Annotated in this window: 14 protein-coding genes and 1 riboswitch; of the genes, 6 read left to right on the top strand and 8 right to left on the bottom strand. The window is 40.0% G+C overall.

All coding sequences use genetic code 11. The features are described 5' to 3' along the window. Positions 1 to 295 precede the first annotated feature (295 nt). Positions 296 to 937 carry a phosphatase PAP2 family protein gene (locus tag QTN47_RS13745; protein ID WP_369329964.1) on the bottom strand — a complete coding sequence of 214 codons (642 nt, stop codon included), beginning with the start codon at positions 935 to 937 and terminating at the stop codon, positions 296 to 298. Further along, positions 918 to 2,498, bottom strand: coding sequence for an ArnT family glycosyltransferase (locus tag QTN47_RS13740; RefSeq protein WP_369329963.1), 1,581 nt, complete (start codon positions 2,496 to 2,498; stop codon positions 918 to 920). The genes QTN47_RS13745 and QTN47_RS13740 overlap by 20 nt, the downstream gene beginning before the upstream one ends. A 201-nt stretch (positions 2,499 to 2,699) precedes the next feature. On the opposite strand from QTN47_RS13740, the gene QTN47_RS13735 reads away from it, so the two are divergent. The 4 genes from QTN47_RS13735 (at position 2,700) to QTN47_RS13720 (ending at position 6,351) form a co-directional block, all read left to right on the top strand. Then, positions 2,700 to 3,377 (top strand): response regulator transcription factor, encoded by a 678-nt coding sequence (locus QTN47_RS13735; protein ID WP_369329962.1) that lies wholly within the window; start codon positions 2,700 to 2,702, stop codon positions 3,375 to 3,377. A 43-nt stretch (positions 3,378 to 3,420) separates the two neighbouring features. Further along, on the top strand, positions 3,421 to 4,785 hold the full coding sequence (locus QTN47_RS13730) for a HAMP domain-containing sensor histidine kinase (RefSeq protein ID WP_369329961.1): 1,365 nt from the start codon (positions 3,421 to 3,423) through the stop codon (positions 4,783 to 4,785). A gap of 95 nt (positions 4,786 to 4,880) precedes the next feature. Next, the gene (locus QTN47_RS13725; RefSeq protein WP_369329960.1) at positions 4,881 to 5,378 is read left to right on the top strand and encodes a hypothetical protein; all 498 of its coding nucleotides are present in this window, start codon (positions 4,881 to 4,883) and stop codon (positions 5,376 to 5,378) included. A gap of 64 nt (positions 5,379 to 5,442) precedes the next feature. After that, positions 5,443 to 6,351 (top strand): bestrophin family protein, encoded by a 909-nt coding sequence (locus QTN47_RS13720; RefSeq protein ID WP_369329959.1) that lies wholly within the window; start codon positions 5,443 to 5,445, stop codon positions 6,349 to 6,351. 132 nt (positions 6,352 to 6,483) lie between these two features. On the opposite strand, the gene QTN47_RS13715 is transcribed toward QTN47_RS13720, so the two are convergent. Further along, a complete protein-coding gene (locus QTN47_RS13715; RefSeq protein ID WP_369329958.1) occupies positions 6,484 to 7,440 on the bottom strand; it encodes a lysylphosphatidylglycerol synthase transmembrane domain-containing protein in 957 nt (318 codons plus the stop codon). Positions 7,441 to 7,608: 168 nt separating this feature from the next. Next, on the bottom strand, positions 7,609 to 8,559 hold the full coding sequence (locus QTN47_RS13710) for a glycosyltransferase family 2 protein (protein ID WP_369329957.1): 951 nt from the start codon (positions 8,557 to 8,559) through the stop codon (positions 7,609 to 7,611). 692 nt (positions 8,560 to 9,251) lie between these two features. On the opposite strand from QTN47_RS13710, the gene QTN47_RS13705 reads away from it, so the two are divergent. Next, the gene (locus tag QTN47_RS13705) at positions 9,252 to 11,750 is read left to right on the top strand and encodes a TonB-dependent receptor (protein ID WP_369329956.1); all 2,499 of its coding nucleotides are present in this window, start codon (positions 9,252 to 9,254) and stop codon (positions 11,748 to 11,750) included. Between the two features lie 517 nt (positions 11,751 to 12,267). Here QTN47_RS13705 and QTN47_RS13700 read toward each other — a convergent pair. The 4 genes from QTN47_RS13700 to QTN47_RS13685 form a co-directional block, all read right to left on the bottom strand. After that, positions 12,268 to 13,524: a homoserine dehydrogenase gene (locus QTN47_RS13700; RefSeq protein ID WP_369329955.1), complete on the bottom strand. Its 1,257-nt coding sequence runs from the start codon at positions 13,522 to 13,524 to the stop codon at positions 12,268 to 12,270. Positions 13,525 to 13,534: 10 nt separating this feature from the next. Next, a complete protein-coding gene (locus QTN47_RS13695; protein ID WP_369329954.1) occupies positions 13,535 to 14,623 on the bottom strand; it encodes a homoserine O-acetyltransferase family protein in 1,089 nt (362 codons plus the stop codon). Positions 14,624 to 14,811: 188 nt separating this feature from the next. Continuing rightward, a complete protein-coding gene (locus QTN47_RS13690; protein ID WP_369329953.1) occupies positions 14,812 to 16,113 on the bottom strand; it encodes an O-acetylhomoserine aminocarboxypropyltransferase/cysteine synthase family protein in 1,302 nt (433 codons plus the stop codon). Positions 16,114 to 16,359: 246 nt separating this feature from the next. Next, positions 16,360 to 17,544 carry a trans-sulfuration enzyme family protein gene (locus QTN47_RS13685; protein WP_369329952.1) on the bottom strand — a complete coding sequence of 395 codons (1,185 nt, stop codon included), beginning with the start codon at positions 17,542 to 17,544 and terminating at the stop codon, positions 16,360 to 16,362. Positions 17,545 to 17,791: 247 nt separating this feature from the next. Beyond that, positions 17,792 to 17,902: riboswitch (SAM riboswitch) on the bottom strand. Between the two features lie 388 nt (positions 17,903 to 18,290). Between QTN47_RS13685 and QTN47_RS13680 the strand changes: the two genes are divergently transcribed. Then, positions 18,291 to 18,593 (top strand): hypothetical protein, encoded by a 303-nt coding sequence (locus tag QTN47_RS13680; protein WP_369329951.1) that lies wholly within the window; start codon positions 18,291 to 18,293, stop codon positions 18,591 to 18,593. The last annotated feature ends 6 nt before the right edge of the window (positions 18,594 to 18,599 follow it).

Below are 18,599 nucleotides of genomic sequence, written 5' to 3'. Positions count from 1 at the left end.
AAAAGAGAAGAAGATAACGGTGATAGCTTTATGCTTCGTAGTGTTCGGCGCGTGAAATGTTTCGCCAGGAACCACGGAGACACGGCGACAGAGTGAAACACGACGATTTTTGCCACAAAGACACGAAAGCTCAACGGGGGCACAAAGATTAAAGATGTGCTTCGCGCGCAAAAAAAGGAAAATAACGGTAATGGTTTTATGTTGCGCCGCTGCTCCGTTGTGTTCGCTGCGTGAAACGTCTTTTCTAAAATTTGCAGCGCCGCTGCTTCTCAGCGTTCGTTGCGTGAAACTATTCTTACTGCGCTTTGCGTGAAACCCTTCTCTTAGCAAAGGCGTTTTGAATTGGGATGGATAAAGCAACAGATAACACGGCAACCAACATGCCTGCACTTACATCTAATGGGAAATGCTGCGCAAGATATACGCGTGAATAACCAACTGCAAGTCCATAAATTAGTCCTACTACCAACCACCAGTTTCGCGGAATTAGCAGCGCGAATAAAATATAACAGGTAAAGGCAGTAGCAGTATGTCCTGAAGGAAAGCTGGAAATCAGATGCACATCTACTCCTTCAACTGTATGTATCAAAGAGTGATCTGCGATAGCTTTAAAAGGGCGCGGCTCATCAGGCACGATAACATATTTGCAGATCTGTGTGAAAACTGTACTAAGTACAAAGCTGCTGATAAGAAGTGGCAATGTATCCTTTCGTTTCATTCCCCAGACAACAATTATCAGGATTGCTACCCATATTGCTCCGTCTCCGGCATTTGTGAAAATGCGGAAAAACCAGTCAGCTGCAATTCCTAAATCCGTATTCAGCAATAAAAAAAGATCAATTTTTCCAACGATAAAAGAAAGGGAAAGCAAAGTAATTCCCAGCAAAAAAGTGATAATCGAGGCTATTGTAAAATTCTTATGATTCAGGTTTTGCATCAGCTTTAAAAATAACTGTGGTTGGTAATTCAAACAGATCGTGGTGCGTGGCCACGTTTTGCAAAGGAAGTGCTTTTAATGTATCAACAAAATAAGTTCTTGTTATAATAAGCGCATTGGGCGTACTATCCAGCCAATGTTTCAGCTCCGGAAGGGAGGTCGTTACAGGAACGTCTTTATCAAGGTAAAAGCGGTATGCCGGGTTGAATGTATCATAGCTATAAATGTGTTGGTAGTTTTTAACTGTTGTGATCGTTTTTGTCACTGGATTCTGGCTGTATAAGACAGGGTAAACATAATGCAGACCGGTGATGTTGAAGAGGCTGAAAGCGAAAGCAATCACTGCAATTCTTTTTTGCCAGTCGGCGGTTTTTATTATAAAGAAATAACCAAATAATATTACCGGGCAAACAAAAAGGGTAAGTGCTATCCAACTAACGTGTGCTGCTTCTGCTTCCTGTTTTATGGCAAAATATCCTGCAACAGGCAATATGAAAGTAAACACAGTAAGAATGTATAACGGGTATTTTTTCGAAGTAACTGCACCATTAATAAGCAGGTAAATAAATACACCCAATATCACAGCGGCGAAAGGATAGCATGGCATCGGATAGTTGGGGAGTTTGGTGCTTGAGATACTGAAGAACACTACAAAAGCAAGCACTACAATGCCACAAAAAAGAATGAAATCATTTTTAAATAGTTCTTTTCTGGCCTTGATCACCTCGCCCAAAAAGCTCATAAAAGGGATAAGACCGATCAGCACAAATAAAATTGTTACAAGAAAGAAGCCGCCATGACCTTCCTGCGGATCTGAAAAACGGTTCAGGTTATGATCTACAAAAAATCCTTTTATCCATTCTCCGTTGGTTGCTTTGTAAACAGCGTAGTACCACGGAATAGCAATGATAAAATAAATAATGATGCCTGATAAAAACGACCATGAAAAAAGAACGGGCCATTTTTTCTTTAAGACGATCCATAACAGAAAGCAAAAGCCAGGCAGAGCAATAGCGATTGGTCCTTTTGCAAGCGTTGCCATAGCAAGAGATACTGAAGTCAGTAACATATCCAATGGCTTTTGCGTTTGCAGCCAGCTGAAACCGCTAAACAATCCCAATGTTATAAAGAAAATAAGGTAAGGATCAGGAACTGCAAGCCTGAACTCAAAAAGAAAATGTGTGCTGCATGCGAGTACCAGGGCCACGCAGAAACCACTCGCCGCATTCAAAAATTTTTTGGTGTAGTGGTAACTTACAAGAACGGTTAACAAGCCCATTATAGCCGAAAAAAATCTGGCGGCAAAGGGCGTTTGTCCGAATATTTTATAAGCCGCCATCATAAAAAAATAATGTAGTGGCGGTTTATCTGTCCTTAATTCTCCGTTGAACGTAGGAATAATGCCGTTGCTATTCATTAGCATTTCACGCGCGCATTGTGAATTTTTAGCTTCATCCAGTATATAAATAGGAGTAGCGCCAAGCCTGAACAGCAGGATGATTGACAACAATGCGAAGAGTTGCCAGAAATAATTTTCCTTATACGTATGTGTACTGATCAAAGCGATTCTTTTGAGCAAATCTAAAACAAAGAAAAAAAAGATGACTTAAAGGTGCAAGAGCACGGATTTAGGTTTAGGCTTATTCGGGCGCCAGGTGCGTGGCGAAAGTCTGTAAAAAGATGTTATTTTAACCGTACAATCTCGCCTCTTTGGCATTTTTTCTACATTTTAGCGTAAATCATAAATAAGTTTTTAGCAGATATGAAGATTTTAGTTGTGGAAGACGAGGCACATGTTGCGTCGATGATGCATAAGGGTCTCACAGAAAGAGGCTACAATGTTACAGTTGCTTCAGACGGAAATATAGCTTTAAAAATGGCTAGTGAAAATGAATTTAGTCTCTATATCCTGGATATTATGCTGCCTGGCATAAACGGTCTGGAACTGTGTAAGCAGTTGCGTAAAAACAAGGTTAACGGTCCCATACTTATGCTGACGGCGTTGGGCACCACTGAAAATATTGTAGCTGGCCTTGACAGTGGCGCTGATGATTACCTGGTAAAGCCCTTCCGGTTTGCGGAGCTTGAAGCTCGTTTAAGATCTCTTCTGAGAAGAACAAGACACACTGAGGATGTTTCTGAAAAACTAATAATTGATGATCTTGAGTTGGATGTGGATGCTAAAAGCGTGAAACGAGGAGAGGCTGCGATTAGTCTTACTGCAACTGAATTCCGGCTTCTTGAATGTTTAATGCGCGCCAAAAATAAAGTACTTACCCGATTGGAACTGCTGGAAAAAGTATGGGGTGTTGAATTCAATATGGCTACTAATGTAGTAGATGTGTATGTTAACTATCTGCGTAAAAAAGTTGACAAGGATTTTGATAACAAACTTATTCATACGGTTGTTGGCATGGGGTATATGATAAAGAGTAGCTGATAACTCCGTTATTTATATAGGTAGTAAGCATTAAAAAAGGCGAATGAAAATTCAGACAAAAACTACGTTACTTTTTACTTGCATTACCGCATGCATTATACTATTGTTGAGCTGGTTTGTGTATTACTTTACCAGCAAGCAAGCTGCTACCGATTTTTACAAACGACTTGAGATAAGGGCCTTTATTGCAGCAAGGGTTAAATTTGAAAAAGACGAAACATCTGTTGACGCATATAACGAAATAAGAAACCGTCACCTCGAAAGGCTGGAAAATGAAAAAGAATATTTTATAAAAGAAGACAGTGTTTCAAATACCAACGTAGAAGGATTGCCGCAGAAATTCTTCAGAGAAGTATCTGAAAACGGCACTGCAAATTTTAAGAAAAAAGATACCTACTATACAGGTGTCTTATATGAGATGAAAGGTGGCGATTACATCATAGTGCTTTCTGCAAAGAATGAACAACTTACTGCAACAATAGTTAAACTGGGAAACATCCTGATTGTAGGATTCCTTGTTTCAGTTATAATAGTCTCTGCCATAAGCATCTTTTTTTCAAGAAATACATACGCTCCAATACGCAACGTAATTAAAAATGTTAAAGACATTAATGCTGAAAATCTTTCTCAAAGACTGCCGGTAAAAAAGGGGCAGGATGAAGTGTATGAGCTTACGCATACATTTAATGATATGCTGGACAGGTTGGGAACAGCGTTTGAAACACAGAATAACTTTGTAAGCAATGCCTCACATGAATTCAGAACGCCGATTACAACAATTATAGGGGAGGCGGATATTGCACTATCGCGCAGCAGAACCAATGAAGAGTTGTTGCAATCAATTTCTATCATACTTACTGAAGCAGAAAAACTAAAACACATAACAACCAGTCTTTTAAATTTTGCTCAAACCGGCTTCGATGGCAAAAAACAAAACTGGCAGAAAATAAGAATTGATGAATTGATTGTGGATGTGAAAAATGATATAGAGATACTGGTGCCGGGATGTAAAATTGCTATAAAGCTGGATGAGTTACCTGAAGACGATGCGGACCTTGTTGTTGAAGGAAATCCTAATTTGCTACGACTTGCATTGGGCAACGTATTGCAGAACGCCTGCAAATATTCTGACAATGCCCCTGTTACCGTTAGTATACGTACGCTTGCTGGTAGTATTTACATTATAACTGAAGATAAAGGCATCGGAATTCCTGAAGATGATGTGAGGAAAGTATTTGATCCTTTCTTTAGATCTGATAATACGCTTTCCTATGAAGGTTATGGACTGGGCTTGCCGCTGGCATTAAATATTATTCGCCTGCATAAAGGCACGATAAAAGTAAGTTCCATCATCAACAAAGGAACAATAGTTGGTCTTATTCTTCCGATTAACAGGCAAACTTTCTAACCTCATTTTAATGTAGTTCTTATGGCATTCTAATTTCATTCTTAGGAGTGTCTAATACCGGTTTTTCAGCTTTGCAGTAAACAAAAAAAGCAACGATGAAAAACATATTGATTCCTACTGACTTCACTGTTCAATCGCTTCAACTTGTTGTAAACACTGCTGAAACACTAAGTGATAAAGAACTGAATATTGTTCTTTTTCACGCTTTTGACACTCCATCGGATATTATGGACCTGATGTTCCTTAAAAGAAATCCACTATACGAAGGTTTGATGAATGAAAGCTTCAGAAGAGAGTGCCGCAGATTGAAAATGAAATATGGTTCCGTTATCGGAAGTATCACATTCAGACATTTTTACGGAAACACCAGACCTGCATTCAAAAATTTTATAAGAGCGAATGCGATCAGCCTGGTTGTTTGGCCAAAAGAATATCTCATGTACACTGGCTATCGCCACAGCATTAACCCGGAAAGGTTGATTAAAACTTGTGGCGTTGAAATACTATCTGAGTTTGAAACCGAAAATGATATGTTGCTAAACAGCACTTTTATTTATGTGAAGAAGGGAATGGAAAGCCCGATAAATGCGTGATGAAATCAGCGTATGAAAATTGGCCTTGCAAAAAAAAACTTTGTGGACCTAAAAAACACCGGTTATGTTACTAAAAGAGAATGTTCCCTACGGATATATTTTCGGGAAAATAAAGAAGGAGTTTATTGTTGTAACGATTTATGCAACGGTAATAGTCTTATTGTATAATAGCTTTCATATTACACGAATATCCATACCCATAGCTGTGCCCACAATATTAGGTACCGTAATTTCACTGCTCCTGGGTTTCAGATCCAACCAGGCGTATGATCGCTGGTGGGAGGCAAGGCATATATGGGGCGCTATTGTAAATGATTCACGAACGCTTTCGAGACAGGTGCTTTGCTTTACAGAAGTTGCCTATGAAGGAGATGAAGTGCAGCAATTAAGAACAAGACTGATTAAAAGACAGATGGCCTGGAGTTATGCGCTGGGACGAAGCCTGCGAAAAATGAATGTATTGCATGGACTGGAAAAATATATCAGCAGAAAGGAATACGAGTTCATATCGCATTATAACAATGTGCCGGCGGCTTTGCTGGAGCTACACGCAAGAGATTTAAAACTCGCGCTCGACGAGGGAATGATCAATCAGTTTCAACAAGTTGAACTGGACCGTACATTAACGCGGTTATGCGACTCAATGGGTAAATGTGAGCGTATTAAGAATACGATCTTTCCCGTTACATACAGCCTGTACATTCACTTTGCATTATTGCTGTTTATTGGATTACTTCCCTTTGGGGTTATTCAGTATTTTGGATTTTTTGAAATACCTCTTGTAGTGGCTATTGCATCAAGCTTTTTGTTGATTGAGAAAATGGCGATCCATCTGCAGGATCCGTTTGAAAACAAGCCTACAGATACGCCCGTAACAGCCATTGCAACGAATATAGAAAAAGACCTGCGGCAGATGTTGAAAGACCAGGAGTTACCGGAAGATCAGCCAGTACTGGAGTTTTATATTCTCTAAAATAACGGACGTACATCATGATCATCTATCGTTAATGAAGGACCGCGTTTTTCTTTTTGAAAAACGATTTGTATCCCTGTTGTCTGAATAATAGCCATGCCGCTTCTTTTGTTGGAATGCCGGCATGGCTTACTAATCCTGGCCAACTGTTACAGGAATTTTGTTCAATGGTTTTTTGTACACCCAAATTATTCCGGCAAGTGAAACGAGAACAGTAATTAAATAGAATAAAAGACTGATACAAACAGCCTCATCGCGGTTCAAAAGAAACTGGTTGCTTCCCCATAAAAAGACAACTTCACGGGCACCTAATCCACCAATGGTAAAAGGCAGAACAGCAATGATTGACGACAGTAAAAAGATCAGGATATAAGGCGTATGGTGCTCGTGCAGATGTAAAGCGGTCATAAGGCAATAAACACAAACAACCTGCAAACCCTGAACAAGAAGCCCAATCCAGAACGTACTCCAGAAACTACTGATAAATGATGGGAAAAATTTTTTGACTACAAAATAATAGACGATTATTCCCGGTAAAATAGCGGCAACAAGTAACCATGGATATTGCTCGCCATTAAACACGAACCAATAATAAATGACGGCAAGAATGCCCAGCCCGACAAGGCCACTTATCCTGTCCAGCAATACAGCGGCTGTTAGCAGCTTCGCGGATTGATTGTAGTGCCTGTTGAGTAAAATAACCTTGTATGCATCGCCGCCAATTCCGCCGGGCAGAAAGAGGTTGTAATACATGCCTAACCACGATAATTTCAGGTTAAGCGTTTGCGACAAATACAAGCCGATATTTTTAAAATAGATATTCAGTCTTAAAGAAGAAACAACCTTTGATGCCGTAAAAAAAATAACCGCTACCATCAACCAAAGCGAGTCACTTCTTTGTATCGTTTCCCAACTTTTGCTCCAGTCAATCTTTCGGCTCACATACCACAAGCATGCAGCAGTTACTCCTATCTTGAGAAGTAGCTTGAGAGCAGATTTTGTGTGTTGTCTTAAAGGCATTGTGGATAGTGAATAGTGAATGGTGAATGGTGAATAGTGAAAGGTGCGGGCTACTTTACAATTTGTCACCTTATCTTTCTTTGGAATGCATTCCAAAATCTACAAGTTCGCACATTTCCTCATTCGCATATTTGCACATTCCCACCATTTTCAATTGTCAACTTTCAATTATTAATTAATATACACATTTGCATACTCGCACATTTCCTCATTTGCACACCCACGCATTTTCAATTTTCAACTGTCAATTGAAGCATCTTTCTTAAAAACGTGCCTCACATTATACGTCTTCCTGTTTGTTCCCTCAAAATAAGTGCGCATGTTTATTTCAGCAATAATGCCTATTGTAATCAACTGAATACCTCCGAGTAAAAAGATCATGCCAAGAATAAGCAATGGTTTACCCCATATATCATCTCCCATCAATTTTAATATAAGGAGATAGATGTTGATGGCAATACCAATAAACAAGCTGATGAATCCCATTGTTCCAAAAAGATGCATTGGCTTCTGGCTATATTTTCTAAAGAACACCATCGTCACCAAATCACTCATTACACGGAAAGTTCTTCCCAGGCCATATTTTGACGTGCCGAATTTTCTTGCATGGTGTTTTACATCAACCTGCACAATTCTTGCACCCTGCATGGCTGCAAGCACTGGTATAAAGCGGTGTAACTCGCCATACAGTCCAAGATCTTCCGCAATTTCCCGTTTGAAAACTTTTAGCGTACAGCCGTAGTCTTTAATGTAAACACGCGTCATGCGCCTGATCATTGCATTTGCAATCTTGCTGGGTATTTTTCTTAATAGTGCTCCATCTTTCCTGTTTTTCCGGTTGCCGGCTACAACATCCCAGTCTTCATCTATCAACTTTTTCAGCATAAAGGGTATGTCCGTTGGGTCGTTTTGTAAGTCCCCATCCAGCATGGCAATATACTTCCCTGTAGAATAGTCAATGCCCGCAGCCATTGCAGTGCTTTGTCCATAGTTTTTTCTCAGTTCAACCAAAACAATTCTGTCATTCAGTATTTCCCTTATGCGTGGGCGCGTTGAGTCGGTAGAGCCGTCATCAACAAAAATTATTTCATAGTCAATATCCTGCAGAGCCTCACTCACCGCGTTGATCATCGGGCGTACATTGTCTTCTTCATTCATTACGGGAATTACAACTGATAACTCTTTCATCCATGCATTTTATAGTTAATTATTCCGTCCTCCCAAGCTATAAATGGAATGTAGTTTTTGACGGGATATAGTGAGAATAGATGCACAAAGGTAATTTATTCTCTCACAAGAAATCAGCTTTGAATGACGGATGTCTGATTTGTTGATATGTGATTTGGTTGCAATGATGGTCCTGGCAATTATCGAAAATGAAAAGGATTGATGTAGATTTTTCTTTATTGACCAAGAAGATTTAAATATTGATTTTTGGATTGAGCAGAAAGAAATCAGAGATCAGCTTTTGGTGACGGATATCTGATTTGTTGATGTCTGATTTGATAGCGATCATGGTTTGATCGCAAAGTTTGGTAAAATAATTATCGCCGCTCTTATTGCCGCATTTTATGCCATTCGCAAATGGTTAACCGGGCGTGGAAAGCCAGCGGAGGAAATGCTGCAGCAGCGCCGCCGGCAAAAACGGAGGCCTAGTGTTTTAATGAAATACTAATCTTATTGCAACAATCTGCCATTGGCAGACTGTTTTATTTATATATCAAATACATTCAAAATGTATTCCCTAAATATAACGGTCATGCATATATGTCAATAAAAAGTAAAAATAGTCTTACTAACCTTAAAATGAGCTAAAAGCGTTTAGCTTACAGGCTTTTAATTAACGTAGATTGAACTGCCATCTGACGTAAAAACAAATTATGAAGAGATCATTATTGCTTTTTGTTTGCGCCATTCCCTTGTTCCAGTTTTCTTATGCTCAAAAAAAAGCGACAAACACTATTACCAACAATAGTACCAAATTCAAGCTTTCAGGAAAGCTGGCGGATAAGATTGGTCAAAACGGTATCGCCGGGGCCACAATACAGTTGCAGACTGGTGAGGTTAAACGCAGTATTCTTTCAGGTGCAGATGGTTCGTTCGTGTTTGAGAACCTGCCCAACGCCGGTAAATACAATTTAACGGTGACTGCAATGGGCTACAAACCTTTTAAGCAAACTGTTACCTTGTCTTCTTCAAGTGATTTAGGCAACCTGGCATTGGAACAGGAATCAAATAACCTTTCCGCTGTTGTAGTATCTACTACTGCAAAGCCTACAATGCAAATGGGCATAGACAGAAAAATATTTAATGTAGAAAAGAATATTACTGCACAGGGTGGAACGGCTGTGGATGTGATGAAAAACATTCCGTCACTTACCGTTGACATTAATGGTAACGTGCAGATGCGCAATACAAGCCCGCAAATATTTGTTGATGGCAGACCAACTATATTAACGCTGGATCAGATTCCGGCAGATGATATCGAAAGGGTGGAGCTGATGACGAATCCCTCCTCCAAATTTGACGCGTCAAGTGCGGGAGGTATCATCAACATTATTCTGAAAAAGAACAAGCGTTCAGGATTGAATGGTATCGCTTCCATAGGAGGAGGAACTCCGGATGTGCTGAATGGTAACCTTAGCTTAAACGCCAGACAGCAAAAAGTAAACCTCTTTGTAAATGGAAATTTGAATCAGTCCGGTGGGTACAGCAAGGAAGAGACATACAGGCAAAATAAGAGTGGTGGCGAAGTAACAGATTACTTCAATCAAAATTCAGAAAACGACAGAAAGAGAAGATTTATGTCAACCCGTTTTGGCGCTGATTATTTTATCGACGATAAAAATACTGTCACTTTTACGCAGGGCTTCACCGAGGGAAAATTTCGTAATCATCAAACCCAGGATCAGCAATATCTTGATAAAACAAACACACTGGATTATACGGGAAACAGATTATCCGATGATAATTTCCGTTTCTTCAGATACAGCAGCCGTCTTACTTATGACAAGGTTTTCGACAAACCAGAGCATAAATTAACAGCAGATATTACATATAATGGTGGTACAAAAAACAGTGGTTCTTTTATCACCACCAATCAATATAACCTTGATGGTAGTTTGCACGCACCGGTAAATAAAGTGCGTAACGGAGGCTCTGGTAATGACAACCAGATTGTGGCTCAGGTTGATTACACAAATCAGATGACTGCTGACAAACGTATTGAATTTGGTGGAAGAACCTATTTCAATAGAACAACATCTGCATTTGGCACCTACTCTCTTGATCAGGCCAACAATGAAACAAAATTGCCGCTGAGTAATAATTACAAATACGATGAAACGGTTTACGCAGGTTATTTTAACTATGCCAACAAGTTCAAGAGCTTCAAGTACCAGGTAGGCCTGCGTATGGAAACATCCAAACTGGATGGAACAATGATCGATAGTGCAAAGAGCTTCGGCTACAGTTATCCTTCAAGCTTTAAAGATCTGCTGGAAGCTATGTTTCCAAGCGTATTTATCACCAAGCAATTGAATGAATCTCAGGATCTGCAGATTAACTATTCTAAACGAATCAGAAGGCCTCGCTGGTGGGAAGTAAATCCGTTTATTGATATTAACGATCCAATGAACATCTCAGTCGGAAATCCCGGCCTTGCACCTGAGTATACCAACTCTTTTGAGTTGAACTACTTTACAAGATATAAAGGCGGAAGCGTTACTGCGGGTGTTTATTATAAGAATAATGTGCGTGACATCACGGAGTATAGCGATACAATCAGTTCGCAGTTGTATCAGCAATTGGCGAATGCAGGCGTGTCGCCCAATGCAATAGTAAACACATTTATCAATGCCGGACATACGAACAGGTGGGGAGGTGAGTTTACCGTACAGCAGAAAATGCTGAGAGAGCTCGATCTTACCTACAACCTGAACTTGCAGTATCGGAAGACAGATGCACAGGTGGGAGATAAGAGCCTGAATAATGAAGGATTCAACTACAACACAAAATTCATTGCCAACTATAAGATCACTGGCTCCAGGAGCGTATTTAATAATTTAAATTTCCAGTGGGTGGCGCAATATGAATCTCCGCAGGTTATTCCACAAGGAAAAACAAAAGATGTATTTGTATCTGACTTTGCTATGCGTAAAGAGTTCCTGAAGAATAATGCTGCTGCACTTTCATTCAGCATCAGCGATATCTTCAATACACGCAGATATGGAAACATTTATGATACAGAGTCATTTTACCAGGATTCTTATGGCCGTTGGGACATCCGTACATTCCGGTTGACTTTCAGCTATAAGTTTGGTAAGAGTGATTTCAACATGTTTAAAAGGCATGATGAAGAGGGTGGAGGAAACGGGTAAATGAGCAAATGTGCAGATGTGCGAATAGCTTAAAATCATTGCTGCTGTGCTTTAGCCCGAATGAAACGTGTGTTAACGAGAAAAAATAAAAATAATTTAAGTAAAAAAGTCCCGGTTAACGGGACTTTTTTTTACAACAAAAACATCCAAGAAGGTGAATAGTGAATGGTCAATGGTGAAAGGTGGAGCAGGTTCCTGTTTTGTTTCAGTCATGTTACTCGCCAGTAAAAAGTCAATAGTGAAATCTTCAATCATGCTGAAGATCGAAAGTTGAAAATTGAAAATGAATTGGCGCGAATGAGCGCTTCTTAATAATAAAAAAGTCCCGCGTGAATCGGGACTTTTTTTATACAACAAAAACATCCAAAAAATGTGAAAAGTCAATGGTCAATAGTGAAAGGTGACACAGGTTTCTGTTTCGTTTTATCACTGTTACCTGGTCAGTGCTTCCATAACATTTGCATATTCGCACATCCGCATATTCCCTCATTATCAATTCTCCATTGTCAATTGTCAATTAAATGATTCCTGCGAGTTCAAGACTCCTTTTCTTCAAATTCCTGATTTCAATGTTTTCAATTACTGAATCAGGAGTGAGGATCAGAGAAACGCCGTGCTGTTTCCACCATTGGTCTTTAGCCAGTTTGTCGAAATGAATTACGCCAATAAAATAGCTTCTTTCCTGCCCGCCGTGCCACTCTTCAATCCATTCAAATTCCTCTTTCGGAATATCAGCCAATTGATTGAAGCTTACGTAAGCGCGAACGTAAAAATCGTGCGATAATTCGCCGGGTGTGTGATAGTAAAGTTTCTTGTATTCGTATTTGTAATCATAGCGCAATGCAGAGATGTCGCTTAATACAGCTGATGCAGTAGGGAAGCTGCCCGCACCTTTTCCGTAGAAAAATTGTTTGTCCGCAAAACCGCTTTCTATTACCACGCCATTGTATTCATTTCTTACAAAACTCAAATGGTCATCATGTGAAACGAATTGAGGTAGTACAAATGCTGCAACTTTTCCGTTCTTTAACTTCTGCGCCTGGGCAACCAGTTTTATATCGTAGCTTTTTTCTTTTGCAACATTTGCGTCGGTAAGCTGAATGTTTTGAATGCCTGTGAACACAATATTTTCGGGCGATTCAATAATACCGTAGGCATGCGTTAACAACAATGTCCATTTGTTAACTGCATCAAAACCTTCTACATCCAATGCAGGATTACTTTCAGCAAAGCCTAATTGTTGTGCAAGTAACAAAGCTTCGCTGTAAGTTAATTTCTCCTCGAACATTTTGGTGAGGATGAAGTTGGTAGAACCGTTTACAATAGCTTTTATTCCGTGCAATAAATCGTTGTCATAATATTCTTCCAGGTTGCGGATAACGGGGATAGATGCACACGCTGCAGCTTCGCACAAGAATGGAAGATTTGTTTCTTTTTGTAGGGCAAGAATTTCATTCAGGTGCTCCGCGATCATTTTCTTGCTCGCACTAACAACAGCTTTTCCGTTTTTGAATGCAGTGTGAACGATGTCGAAAGCAGCAACAGAATCGTCAATTACTTCAACGATTACATTGATCTCTTTGTCGAAAAGTAATTCATCTTTATCGGTTGTAAAAAGTTCTGCAGGGGCGTTTCTTTTTTTCCCGGGATGTTTAATACAAACTCTTCTTATCTCTGCTTTTAATGAAGGGGTCTGGTGTAATACATGGTATAAACCTTCTCCAACCACGCCAAATCCAAACAAACCAATAACCAGTTTTTTATCCGTACTCATATTGTGTGTATTAATATTTTGAAGCTTCAGTGTTAGCCAGCGAAGCCTTGTTGTTGTCTTTTTTTTGCTGATCAATAAATTCTTTTACAAGCGTTTCAATTGTTTCAAACTCCAGTAAAAAACCATCATGACCATAGTAAGAATCTATTACAGATAGCTGTGCGTTAGGAATATAAGCAGCAATCAATTCCTGCTCGCTTGTGGGGAACAGGATATCTGATGAAATACTTATAACCAACGTCTTAGCCTTTATGCTCTGCAATGCGGCACGAACCGAATCCCTGCCCCGTCCCACATTGTGCTTGTCCATGCCCTGGCTTAAAAAGTAATAGCTGAATGCATTAAAACGTTTGGCCAGCTTTTCGCCCTGGTAACGTTGGTATGATTCAGCTTTAAATACCTGCTTATCTATGCTTGCGCCCTCTGTTTCAGTTGTAAAGCCGTGTTGCGATTTAAAATAGGTTTCGTAGTGCCTGTAGGAGATAAGTGCAATGGATCTCGCAGCTTTCATACCCTCGATGCCTGCTTCGGCATGCTTTTCTTTCCATGTAGCATCACTTTCAATACACCAGCGTTGCGATGCATTAAATGCTACGCCCCACGATGAATGTTCTGCATTGGTTGCAATAGGGAATATATATTCAAATAATTCAGGCTCTTCAATTGCCCACTCCAGCAGTTGCTGGCCACCCATGGAACCGCCGACGCCAATAAAAATTTTTTCAATTCCTAAATCTTTTTTTAGAAGACGATAGGCGCGAACCATATCCCTTGTGGTAAAGAGAGGGAAGTTATGATAATAAGGGCTACCGGTCTCGGGATCATTATCTAACGGGCATAGACTGCCGTAACAACTTCCCGGCATGTTAACGCAAATAACAAAATGTTCTTCCTCGTTGAAGAGTTTTCCTTCGCCTACTAACCCTGCCCACCATTCAACGGGATTGCTGTTTGCGGTTAGCGCGTGAAAAATCCAGACTACATTGCTTTTATCAGCGTTTAGTTCGCCGATTGTTGTGTACGCAAGATGTAGTTGCGAAAGTGTTCTGCCACTTTCCAGTGTAAATGTGTTGTTGTATGTAAAAACCTTCGGATGCATAATAAAATTCAAAAGTCAAAAATTCAAAAGTCAAAACTTCGATGTCCGAAAGCCTGCTAAGGCTCGATCATCTCTTAAGACTTTTATCTTATGTAATTTCCTGTCTAATATTTCTGGTTAGATGAGAGGTCGCGAATTCTTTGTCGTCCTGCATTTTTGAATTTTGACTTTTGAATTTTGACTTCTCTCTATTTTATTTTTTCAAATGCTTGTTCAAAATCAGCTTTAATATCGTTTATATGTTCAATGCCTGCACTAATGCGTACTACGTTAGGTAATACACCGCTGGCAATTTGTTCTTCTTCACTTAGCTGTTCGTGTGTTGTTGATGCCGGATGAATTACCAGTGTTTTTGCATCACCAACATTCGCCAGGTGACTCGCCAGTTTTAATTCATTGATCAATTGAGCTGCTTTTTCTTTTCCGCCTTTAACGCCAAACTGTAATACGCCGCCAAATCCGTTCGGCAGGTATTTTTTAGCCAAAGCATTGTACGGACTGCTTTCCAATCCCGGATACCAAACGAAATCAACTGAAGGGTGTTTTTCCAACCATTGTGCTAATGCCAGCGCATTCTGTGAATGGCGCTCCGCACGCAGCGATAAGGTTTCAACGCCCTGTAACAACAGGAATGAATTAAATGGACTAAGCGCTGCGCCAAAATCCCTCAGGCCTTCTACCCGTGCTCTGATAATGAAAGCAATGTTTGGCAAGCCCAGTGGGTTACCTTCACCAAAAACTTCCCAGAATTTCAGTCCGTGATAACCTTCAGAAGGTTCTGTAAACTGTGGAAATTTACCATTGCCCCAGTTATAGTTACCGCCGTCAACAATAACGCCGCCAATGCTGGTCCCGTGACCGCCGATCCATTTTGTTGCAGATTCAACTACGATATTTGCTCCCCATTTAATCGGGGCGCAAAGGTAGCCACCGGCGCCAAAAGTATTGTCAACGATCAAAGGCAGATCAAATTCTTTCGCCAGCGCAGCGAATTTTTCAAAATCCGGAATATTCAACCTTGGGTTACCAATAGTTTCAAGGTAAATAGCTTTTGTTTTACCATCAATCAGCGATCTGAAGCTTTCCACATCATCTCCTTCTGCAAATCTTGCATCAATTCCTAATCTTTTAAAAGACACTTTAAATTGATTGTAAGTGCCGCCATATAAGTAAGATGTACTTACAAAATTATCTCCCGCCTGCAGAATATTACTGATAGCGAGGAATTGAGCGGATTGTCCGCTACTTGTTGCAAGTGCTGCCACACCACCTTCCAAAGCCGCAAGGCGTTGTTCGAAAACGTCGGTGGTGGGGTTCATAATTCTTGTGTAGATGTTGCCGAACTGCTTTAAGCCAAACAGGTTAGCAGCGTGTTCTGCACTATCAAAGCCATAAGATGTAGTCTGGTAAATAGGTACGGCGCGTGATTTTGTAGTTGGGTCGATTTGTTGGCCTGCATGTAATTGCAGCGTTTCAAAGTGTAGGCTCATGGTAAAATTGTGTTTGATAAATGATTTAATATGTTGAAAAATGTAATGGCCGAAAGAAGTACTGCGCTTGAAATTGCGCAATGGGAAATGCGTTGAGTATGCTTTACAACATACAACAACAGCCTGTGTAACGGGCAATCAACAGATGCAATGTGTATGTATGTGTGATGATACTCATACCGGGTATTCCACAAATTTAATAGACAATTGCTGTTGTTGTGCATTTTTTTACTTCTTTATAACAATTTAATTTTCAGTCACCTCGCTAACCGTTGCCGGCTTTATGCTTTTAAGGTGATCAAACACTTGTTTCAGGTCATTTATCAAATCTTCTGCGTCTTCCAGTCCTACAGACAGGCGAATTAAGCTGTCTGCAACACCTGCACTTCTGCGCTTTTCAGCAGGAATAGATTTATGCGTCATATTTGCCGGGTGGCACAATAAACTTTTAACGCCGCCCAGGCTTTCCGCCAGTTTAAATAATTTGGTGTTGGTTACAAAAGCAATGGCTACTTCTTCCGTGTCATTTTTTAATGTGAAGGACACCACTCCGCCAAAGCCTTTTGCCTGTTTTTTTGCAATAAGGTGATTTGGGTGAGATGGAAGACCAGGATAATAAACTTTTTCAACCTGTGGATGCTGCTCCAAAAACTCAGCAACGGTCTGTGCATTTATGCTATGCTGTTTAACACGTAGCTGTAAAGTTTCAATTCCGCGAATGATCAGCCAGCTGTCAAACGGCGCAAGTACAGCACCGCTGGCGTTTTGAATAAATTTCAGTTTCGCGCCAAGTTCGGCATCTTTAGCTACAACAACACCTGCAATGAGATCACTATGACCACCAAGATATTTTGTCGCTGAATGAACAACGATATCAGCACCAAGCGTCAATGGCTTTTGCAACACTGGTGATGCAAAGGTATTGTCCACACAAAGCAAACAGTTATTCGCTTTGGCAATTTTCGCGATTGCTTCTATGTCTGAGATCTTTAATGTAGGATTGGTTGGTGTTTCAATCCAGATCAATTTTGTTTTAGGCGTTACTGCATTAAAAACATTTTCAACATTAGTCGTATCAACGTAGTTGACAGTGATACCAAACTTCTGGTAGACATGTGTGAAAAGGCGAAATGCACCGCCATAAATATCATCTACGGCAAGTATCTCGTCGCCGCTTTCAAGTAATTTAACTACGGCATCAATAGCTGCAAGACCGCTGGCAAAAGCTACGCCTGTTGCGCCTTGTTCCAGTTCTGCAATAATGCTTTCCAGCGTTGCTCTTGTAGGGTTATTGGTTCTTGAATAATCATAACCTTTATTAACGCCGGGTGCTTCCTGAACAAAAGTGCTGGTCTGATAAATTGGAACGGCTATTGAGCCTGTTTGTGCATCAACCGGGATGCTGTGAATGATTTGAGTTGCTGTGCTCATGATTAGACATTTTTTGTTTTCCCGGATGACTTAAACAGAAGATTACTTTTTGCTTTCTGCAATCATCCTTTTTCGGGAATGATAAAATTTGATTAGACAATGTTTTTGACAGCTTATAAGAAGAAAGAAGATAAGTTGTTTTTTCTGTTTCGCCGGCTGAACCAGAAAATAAAAAAGCCCACCTGTAAGCCAGGCGGGCTGAATATTATTAGGCGATGTTATCGCTTTTAAATCAAACCATTACGCTGACTTATCTGTCTGCACCTGTTATGGTACAGTTGGAGTTGGCACCTTCCACCCGTAGGTGAGGTTGCCAAGGCTTCATCGGGCCAAATCCCTCTGCCTTTCTTGATAAGATGTAAAGAACTGGCGCAAAGATAGGTGCGGGAAATTTAAATGAGCAAAATTTTTTTTTGATTTCGTTTTTGGCGAACTGCCATAAGTTTGCTAATTATGTTTGTGAGACCAATAAACTGATAATTTTGTTTGCTTAACAATCAACCTAAATTTTTTTAAAAAAACTCTGAACGCACCTCAATCCCATGAAACAATTTCGATCTGACCTACTTTACCTTGGTTTATATCAAATTATCGGCGCAGTCATCGGACTTACAGTAATTCTTTACACTGTTTTTATAATTTCAAATTTGGTCTGGCAGTCTTTGGCCTTGTTAAGTTTTATCGCAGCCTTATTCGGGTATTCTATTTTATGCGGGATACTTTGTTTAAAAGATCATCGGTTAGCAATGAAACTCTCATTTGTTAACCAGTTTCTCCAGCTTATCGGTGTTGCATTTTCCGGATTTGCTTTTAGCTATGTCGCAGGATTATATTTATCTGTGGGATTGGATATTTCTGATTCATTTGAAGTGAATTTTGGTTTGGGTATATCAAAATACGATTTGAGCATAAATAACGAACCGGAAAATCATATTGTAACCATAAATATTGTAGCATTAGCGCTTATCTATTGGATAGACAAACGATCTAAAAAACTTGCGGAAGAGAAGAATTTCGCAGAAGTATCCTCAATCGGAATGAATGAATAAACCCTC

The organism is Danxiaibacter flavus (genome assembly GCF_041060425.1).
GTDB lineage: Bacteria > Bacteroidota > Bacteroidia > Chitinophagales > Chitinophagaceae > Danxiaibacter > Danxiaibacter flavus.
The sequence above is the reverse complement of the archived record's forward strand: the minus strand, read 5'-3'. Positions and strand labels throughout refer to the sequence as shown.